The sequence below is a fragment of the Daejeonella sp. genome, from assembly GCF_044232565.1.
In the GTDB taxonomy this organism is placed as follows: domain Bacteria; phylum Bacteroidota; class Bacteroidia; order Sphingobacteriales; family Sphingobacteriaceae; genus Daejeonella.
Map to the genome: position 1 here is coordinate 1 of NZ_JBIILQ010000129.1, position 7,815 is coordinate 7,815.

7 protein-coding genes and 2 tRNA genes are annotated in these 7,815 nt (G+C 34.7%); 5 read left to right on the forward strand and 4 right to left on the reverse strand.

Annotated elements, in window-relative coordinates:
- Positions 1–239: 239 nt before the first annotated feature.
- Both ACILQF_RS08140 and ACILQF_RS08145 read left to right on the forward strand, forming a co-directional pair.
- On the forward strand, positions 240–626 hold the full coding sequence (locus ACILQF_RS08140; RefSeq protein ID WP_395626921.1) for a (deoxy)nucleoside triphosphate pyrophosphohydrolase: 387 nt from the start codon (positions 240–242) through the stop codon (positions 624–626).
- An 84-nt stretch (positions 627–710) separates the two neighbouring features.
- Positions 711–1,010 (forward strand): Dabb family protein, encoded by a 300-nt coding sequence (locus ACILQF_RS08145; protein ID WP_395626922.1) that lies wholly within the window; start codon positions 711–713, stop codon positions 1,008–1,010.
- A gap of 51 nt (positions 1,011–1,061) precedes the next feature.
- On the opposite strand, the gene ACILQF_RS08150 is transcribed toward ACILQF_RS08145, so the two are convergent.
- Positions 1,062–3,509: a TonB-dependent receptor domain-containing protein gene (locus ACILQF_RS08150; RefSeq protein ID WP_395626923.1), complete on the reverse strand. Its 2,448-nt coding sequence runs from the start codon at positions 3,507–3,509 to the stop codon at positions 1,062–1,064.
- A 223-nt stretch (positions 3,510–3,732) separates the two neighbouring features.
- On the opposite strand from ACILQF_RS08150, the gene ACILQF_RS08155 reads away from it, so the two are divergent.
- Both ACILQF_RS08155 and ACILQF_RS08160 read left to right on the forward strand, forming a co-directional pair.
- Entirely contained in the window at positions 3,733–4,650 is a 918-nt protein-coding gene (locus ACILQF_RS08155; protein ID WP_395626924.1) for a metallophosphoesterase, read from the forward strand.
- A 228-nt stretch (positions 4,651–4,878) separates the two neighbouring features.
- Positions 4,879–6,210 carry a hypothetical protein gene (locus ACILQF_RS08160; protein ID WP_395626925.1) on the forward strand — a complete coding sequence of 444 codons (1,332 nt, stop codon included), beginning with the start codon at positions 4,879–4,881 and terminating at the stop codon, positions 6,208–6,210.
- Between the two features lie 251 nt (positions 6,211–6,461).
- On the opposite strand, the gene ACILQF_RS08165 is transcribed toward ACILQF_RS08160, so the two are convergent.
- Positions 6,462–6,533: transfer RNA gene (locus ACILQF_RS08165), tRNA-Glu, on the reverse strand.
- 36 nt (positions 6,534–6,569) lie between these two features.
- A tRNA-Met gene (locus tag ACILQF_RS08170) sits at positions 6,570–6,646 on the reverse strand.
- 107 nt (positions 6,647–6,753) lie between these two features.
- On the opposite strand from ACILQF_RS08170, the gene era reads away from it, so the two are divergent.
- Positions 6,754–7,632, forward strand: coding sequence for a GTPase Era (gene era, locus ACILQF_RS08175; protein ID WP_395626926.1), 879 nt, complete (start codon positions 6,754–6,756; stop codon positions 7,630–7,632).
- Here the strand turns inward: era and ACILQF_RS08180 are convergent.
- On the reverse strand, positions 7,629–7,815 hold a 187-nt coding region (locus ACILQF_RS08180; RefSeq protein WP_395626927.1), incomplete at its 5' end, for a hypothetical protein. The genes era and ACILQF_RS08180 overlap by 4 nt on opposite strands.

Below are 7,815 nucleotides of genomic sequence, written 5' to 3' on the forward strand. Positions count from 1 at the left end.
AGCGTTCATTTATTATACAAGCTAGTCTGGCACAAAATAAAAAAACGATAGCCTTTAAAACCAATAATTTACCATCATTTTGCTTGTTCCAACACATGGTTTAGGGAAGTGTAAATTTCCATTTAGCAATAATCATAACCATCATAATAACATACTTATACAGATTTTAAGTATTTTGCTTAATTCTTAAGTTTTATAGGAACCAATTTACTGATTATAACATTCCATTCCCTTAAACGATGCTACTCGTCGCCTGCGCCATCATTCTAAACAGTCAAAACAAGGTAATCGTTTGCCAAAGAAGCACGAGCATGCACCTTCCGCTTAAATGGGAATTCCCCGGCGGCAAAGTGGAGCTTAATGAAAAGCCTGAAGAATGCTTGATTAGAGAAATAAAAGAAGAGCTGGATATTAAGATTAGCGTTATTAAGCAATTAAGTATAAATGATCATCATTATTTAGACAAATCCATACGGCTTATTCCATTCATTTGTAGATACTTAAGCGGTGAAATTAACCTCAAAGAGCATGTAGATTTTAAATACTTAGACAAGGAGAATTTGTTGGATTTAGATTGGGCTGAAGCTGATTTACCGATTCTTAAAGAATATTTGTGTCTTAGCTAAAAACAATTCAAAACAAAATTATTAATTTAAGTACAGCGCTTCCTTTGAGCTTCATCACTATATTTGCGTCAAAAATTTAAAAATATGATCACTCACCATGTTTTATTCTGGCTAAAGGCCGATATCACTAGCGAACAAAAGATTGCCTTCCAAAAAAGCTTAAGTACATTAGAAAAGATTGAAGTAGTAAAATTTTTTCATTTAGGTACTCCAGCACCCATTGAGCGTGCTGTAGTAGATACCAGCTATACTTTTAGTTTATTATTGGCTTTTGATGACTTAGCAGCACATGATTTTTATCAAGTCCACACGCTTCATAAAGCCTTTTTAGAAGAATTTAAAGTCTTCTTTGAGCGAGTAGTTATTTATGATGCTCAAAATTAATAGAATTTTCAATCGGGGTAGAAATTTTCATTTTTACCCCGATCACATAAACTAAAATTCCTTTTCGCCAAACTCACTACCTGGCAATTTCAATTTATTTTTAAGCTTATTCAAGTTAAAACTCAAATTGATCATCACTACATCCACCTCATAAATATAATTAGTTGTGGTATAAAAATCGGGGGCAGAGGTGGTGATACGCTGCTCATTGCTTTTTAACAAGCCCATATCCATATTTTGCCATTGCAATAATGCCGTTAACCTTCCCGACATCAGTGTTTTTTTAATAGACATATTAGGCGAGTAAAAGCGTGAATCTTCCCCCTGCACCGTCGGACGAGCAGAAATATAGTTCATATTCCCTTGCACACTCAGTGTGGAGTTTAGCTGGAAATTCATATTGGCATTGATTGAATTTACCCAAGCCGCGTTTTTCTGAACATTTGGGTAATTTAGCACTAAACCACTAAGTGAACTTCTAAACACATTGGTGCCGAGGTAAAGTTGTGCCCATTTCGCGGGACTATAATTTAGTCCCAATTCAATTCCCAAGCGCTTTGCCTTATCGGCATTGGTATAAACACGATTCAAAATAGTATCGGTATATACATTGTTTACCCTTTGAATAGGATTTTTAATATCCTGATAATAAATGGTAGAAAATAGTGAACCCTTACTAAAATTCTTTGTGACACCAACTTCAGCCAAGTATATAAATTCTGGCAAAAGATTCGCATCTCCCCTTTCAAGCGTTTCAGAATGTTCTCTTTCTGGTATCGGATTTAGCTCAAAATTGTTAGTTCGCTGCACCCTCCGGCTAATTCCAGCCTTCGCTTTCCAGCTGTTTTCAAAATTATACAAAATGCTGGCTGAAGGAAATAAGTTATGTAGCTCCAGCTTGTAATTATCATTCAATAAAGACTTTACACTTAAATCGCGTGTTGAATATTCATACCTGAGTCCCGTAACATATTCCAATTTATTTACCTTGCCAGAATACTGACTATAAAGCGAGTGAATGTGATTATTTGCTTTTACATTTCCCGAAAAGGCCTGATCAGTGGTAAAATTAGTAGCTCCTCGCTCCTTTACAGCATAAATAAACCGCCCATCTTGTTGATCTAGACGATATTGATAGCCACTTTCGAGCTTGCCTTTACCCAAATTAAAACTATGATCTACCTTAATCCTAAAGCCTGTTAAAGGATTTTTATAAGTGCTCAAAGTATTTTGAACAGTGTCTTGAAGTTCAATATTCCTATTTTTTGTTGAACCTTCCAATTCTGCTTGCTCCACCAGAGCAGAAATATTTAAAACCGATTTATCATCAAAATTATGCAGATATTCTAAATTCCCTAAAATAAAATCACCCTGTTTATTTTGCGTATTTGCATTAAAATAATTTTTACGCCCAATAATCTGACCTGTAGCCAAAACCGTATTCACATTGCTATAATTAATATCAGCCACACGATCCTGATATTTGTGTCCGGCAAAAAAACCAACAGAAAATTGATCTTTTACAGAGGGTGTAAATATAAGATTGAACCTGCCCCCATAATTATATTTATCAAAACTTCGCTCTCCTTGAGATGGGAAGCTAGTTTTCTTGACACCAATAATAGTAAACAAATCCCCATCTCTAAAACCAGCATTATCATTTCTTAAATAATTAGCCCCAATAGAAAAATCCCATTTATCTTTTTTATAGTTGTAAGTAAAATCGGCCCCATAACGTTGCTGATCTTCAGCATTTCCATAATTCCTTACCGAAGGTAAACCGCCTTGAACATTAGCTATGAAAGCACTACTATCATCGGCCCCTTTTTTGGTTGTAATATTAATTATACCCCCTTTACCATCGGGATCATATTTTGCTGATGGCGCAGTAATTAGTTCAATATTTTCTATCGAATTTGCAGGCAGCTGACTCAAAATCGTAGCCGCATCCGTCTGTACTGCCTTACCATTTATTAAAACTAGAAAGCCTTTTGATCCACGCAAGGATATTTCCCCTTGCCCATCTACCGTAACAGAGGGCATATTTTTAATTACATCTACAGCAGTGCCGCCTTTTGCCGACTCAAACTGATCGGCCTTATAAACCTGTTTATCAATTTTATTAAAACTCTGTAATTGCTGTCCTGTGACCTTTACTTCAGCCAAAAATTTTTGATTTACCCTAAGTTCAATCGCCCCAATATTTAATTTTTTCCCAGCTAACAAAGAAAAAGTAGTCGATTTATAGGTATCATAACCAACAAATTGCGCTTTGATATAATAAAGTCCGGCCACCAAATTCAAAAATTTGAACTTCCCATTTATATCCGCTACTTGTCCGCTAACCAAACTTGAGTCAGATAATTTAAACAAAGAAACACTAGCAAACTCTAAAGGAGCATTAGCAGATTTATCGAAAGTAAAACCCTCAACAGAAGCACTTTGGGCATATAAACCCGAAGAAATGAAAAATAACACTAAAAAAAAATATTTATTCATAATGAATTTTGAATCGTTTAATATGTTTACAAAAATAGGCTATTCATTGAATTATGAAGCTTTTCAAAGACAAACTAAAGAACTATTTATATTGATTTTGCTTTTACTTTATAATTACCCAAAAAACAAGCTAATTGACATGCGGATATAGCTATTCAAAACTCTGAAATTAACTTTGGAAAACGCTTAAGACTGGTTAGATTAGTTAAAAATTATTAAAATCATGAGAGTCCTGTTTTTAAGTCTTATTTGCCTATTTTTTGCATCTACTAACTTTGCTCAATCTCAAAAATTCGAGTTCATCGCCTTCGGCGACATGCCCTATCGAATCCCAAACGATTACCCCCGTTTTGAAAAATTAATTGAACAGATAAACAGTGAAAAGCCCGCTTTTAGCGTACATGTTGGTGATTTCAAATCAGGTTCAACACCCTGCTCAGACGAATATTTTAAAAAAATCTATAACTATTTTGGAACATTTAAGAATCCACTAATCTATACCCCGGGCGATAATGAATGGACCGATTGCAACCGAAAAGCAGCAGGAGAATACGATCCATTAGAGCGCCTAGCGCTATTGAGAAAGATGTTTTTTAGTTCTAAGGAGAGCTTCGGACAGAAAAAAATAGCCTTAAATAGTCAGGCAGAAAACCCTCAATTTTCTAGCTACGTTGAAAATGTAGCTTGGGAATATGGTGGTGTTCAATTTGCTACGGTTCATTTGGTTGGAACAAATAATAATTTAAAAGAGCTTGGTGATAATACGGAATTTATTGAACGTGAGAAGGCTAATTTAGCTTGGCTTGAAGAATTATATAACAAGGCTTCAGATAAAAAAGGACTCGTTATGGTTATCCAAGCAGATATGTTTTACATGGGCACGGGCTCATCGGGATTTGAAAAAATTAGATTGAAATTAGCCGAACTCAGTAAAAAGTATCAGAAACCTGTTCTTCTGATAAATGGTGATTCACATCGTTTTATTGTTGATAAACCATTACTTCATGAAGACAAACGTTCAACAATACTCAACTTCACTAGATTGCAAGTATTTGGAGACGCAGATATGGCATCTGTAAAGGTTATGGTAGATCCCAACTTAAAGGAACTTTTTACTTTTCAAGAGTTATTGATGAATTAATTATTTCGATTTGAGCTTCAATAATATATAGTTTTAGAGAAAACATAAAAAGGATTGTCAGATATCCTTGACCCGATAAAAATTGGTCACTATTATAAAGTATAGTATTCCCTCTTAAATCGCTCTTAAATTGAGCAATTTCCGTTACTTGCGTTATAATAACACATTATCACATATTAATTTAGGCAAAAATCATTTTTATGTTCTAATTTGTGTTAAACTGATTTAATGTCTACCTCACTAAGAATATTTTTCGTATTCGTATTATTAATGTTATCTCAAGAAATTTTTGGGATAGATCGTTATTTCATGTGGGTTGATCCGCAGACTAAACTACGTGTCAGAGTTAATCCCGAAACATTAGAACTCTACAAGGAAAGAGAAAGTGGGCCATGGTTAAGAGAAGGCAAAGTAAAATTAGACCCACAAATTTTCAATAATCTTCCCACGCATTTTACAAATAAATTTTTTATCATCGAGAATGGAAGGAAGATACTTTTACAAGTTATCGGGACAGGCCAATTATTTGAATATGACTCTTTAAAAAAAGAATTTAAGAGGCTAGATAAAACCTTCCACAGCGGATTTAACTTTACGGCAAACCAGTTTATTAGAAATGAAATCTTATACTCCATAGGTGGCGAAGGTTTTTGGAATTATAATACTTCAATAACCTACTTCGCAGAACAATTAAAAGAATGGGAAATACTTAGGCCCAAAAATAAAGGGCCTTTAGCAATTACAGATGGCTTCCAAGGTTATAGCAACAAACAGGATGTGTACTATTCTGGTGGCTCAAAACACAAAAATTTTCTGGAGGTTCAAGAAGAAAGCTATATTGATAATTTTTACCTGTTCGATTTCAAGAAAAATGAATGGCAGTTTTTGGGTAAATTAAATAGTAATCTGCTACCTGAAAAATCTGAAGGAATTATCTGGACCGGTGAAGTGTTTTTTCACTTTTTAAACAAGGCTATTTACGTCATCGATCCAAACAAAAATGAAGTTTATCTTCATCAAAATAGTAGAAAAGATCTTGGCATTGGTCTGTATCATTATGTACATCAAGATACATTAATCATTTTTAAGAGCATAAATGAGGGGCCTGTCCAGAAAATATCAATTTCCGAAATTCGGAAAAACACCACTTATGTAGGCAAATTTTATAGTACAGGTATAATATGGCAATGGTATGCACTCGGCTTGTTTCTAATTGTTATTATCATGACCATTTTGAAATGGAAGCGCAAAGGAGCTGTTGATGATAATGAATTAATGTTCAACCAATTGGAAAGGAAATTCTTAAATAAACTCGTGGCGCTTAAAGTAAATGAGTATTTAAACACTTATGAAATTAACGACATTTTAGAGGCAACCGATAAAACACAAGAAAATCAAAGAAAAATCAGGTTTAATGTAATTGGTCAGATTAATAAAAAACTCAAAGCAAAATATAATTGGGAAAATGCAATTGAGAGAAAACCATTGCCTGAGGACAAAAGACTGACTATTTATAAGTTGGATCCGGTAATTTTGAATGAACTTAAAAAAATCATGTGATAAATATTGAATCGTAATATTCCGCGATTAAACTTAGTTGATCATTATCTTTCCTTCTTCATTACCCTAATCTATTTATGGCAAATAAAAGGTCTAAGATTATCTTTAGGCTTTAATTAAACCCATCTATTAAGGATTAAATCCGAACTCAAAACCAGCCCATAAGTACACTTATCTGATTTCAAAGCGATGAAAAATTGCCAAAACCAATAAAAGCACAAAACCCGCCCTATTTATTAGAGCGGGTTTCGTAGCCCGTAGGGGAATCGAACCCCTGTTTCCAGAATGAAAATCTGGCGTCCTCACCCCTAGACGAACGGGCCATTTTGAGTTTTAAGCGTCATTTCAGCTTTTTAACTTGGGTAGCGGGAGCCAGACTCGAACTGACGACCTTCGGGTTATGAGCCCGACGAGCTACCAACTGCTCCATCCCGCACTGTGACAATTTAAAGCTTTAAAGAATGAAAGCGTTGCTTTTAAATTGGACTGCAAAGATATATTTCGTTTCTTTGCGGTGCAAATATATTTTAAAATAAATTTTTCATGTCGCATAAAGCCGGATTTATTAGTTTGATTGGGAAACCAAACGTTGGGAAATCAACCCTAATGAATGCCTTAGTCGGAGAAAAACTCTCTATAGTCACTCCAAAGGCACAAACTACGCGTCACCGTATTTTAGGCATTGTTAATGAACCCGACTCGCAATTAATTTTTTCGGATACGCCCGGAGTCATAAAACCGGTGTATGGAATGCAAGAATCAATGATGAGTTTCGTAAATGGCTCCTTAGTCGACGCAGATATCATCCTATTTGTCACAGATATTAATGAAAAGTACGACGAAAATGATGTTCTTGAAAAACTAGCCAAAACCAATTCCCCTATTGCTTTGATTATCAATAAGATCGATAAATCAAACGAGGATTTAGTTAAAGAAAAAATACTTTATTGGGAAGAAAAACTAAAACCCAAAGCCATATTTGCTGTTTCGGCCTTGCATGATCATAATGTTCCAGCAGTTATGCAGTTTATCATGGATAATTTACCAGAGCATCCACCATATTACGACAAAGACACCCTAACCGATAGAAATGAACGCTTCTTCGTTTCAGAAATAATTCGTGAAAAGGTATTTAAACTCTACGACAAGGAAATTCCATACAGTACTGAAGTGATTATTACAGCCTTTAAAGACGAGGCAAAAATTATTCGCATAAGCTCTGAAATTATTGTAGAACGCGACTCACAGAAAAATATCATCATCGGAAAAGCCGGCGAAATGCTGAAAAAGGTTGGAACATATGCCCGCAAAGACATGGAAGAGTTTCTACAGAAAAAAGTATTTCTAGAGATGTTTGTTAAGGTTATTCCTGATTGGAGAAACCGGAAAAACTATTTGAAGAGCTTTGGCTATGAAGATTAGTGTACTAGTGCTGAGTAATTAGTACAAAGTAGGGAGATAGAAAATCGGAGAAGGATAATTAGTACTGAGTAATTAGTACAAAGTAGGGAGATAGAAAATCGGAGAAGGAAAATTAGTACTGAGTAATTAGTACAAAGTAGGGAGATAGAAAATCGGAGAAGGAAAATTAGTACTGAGTAATTA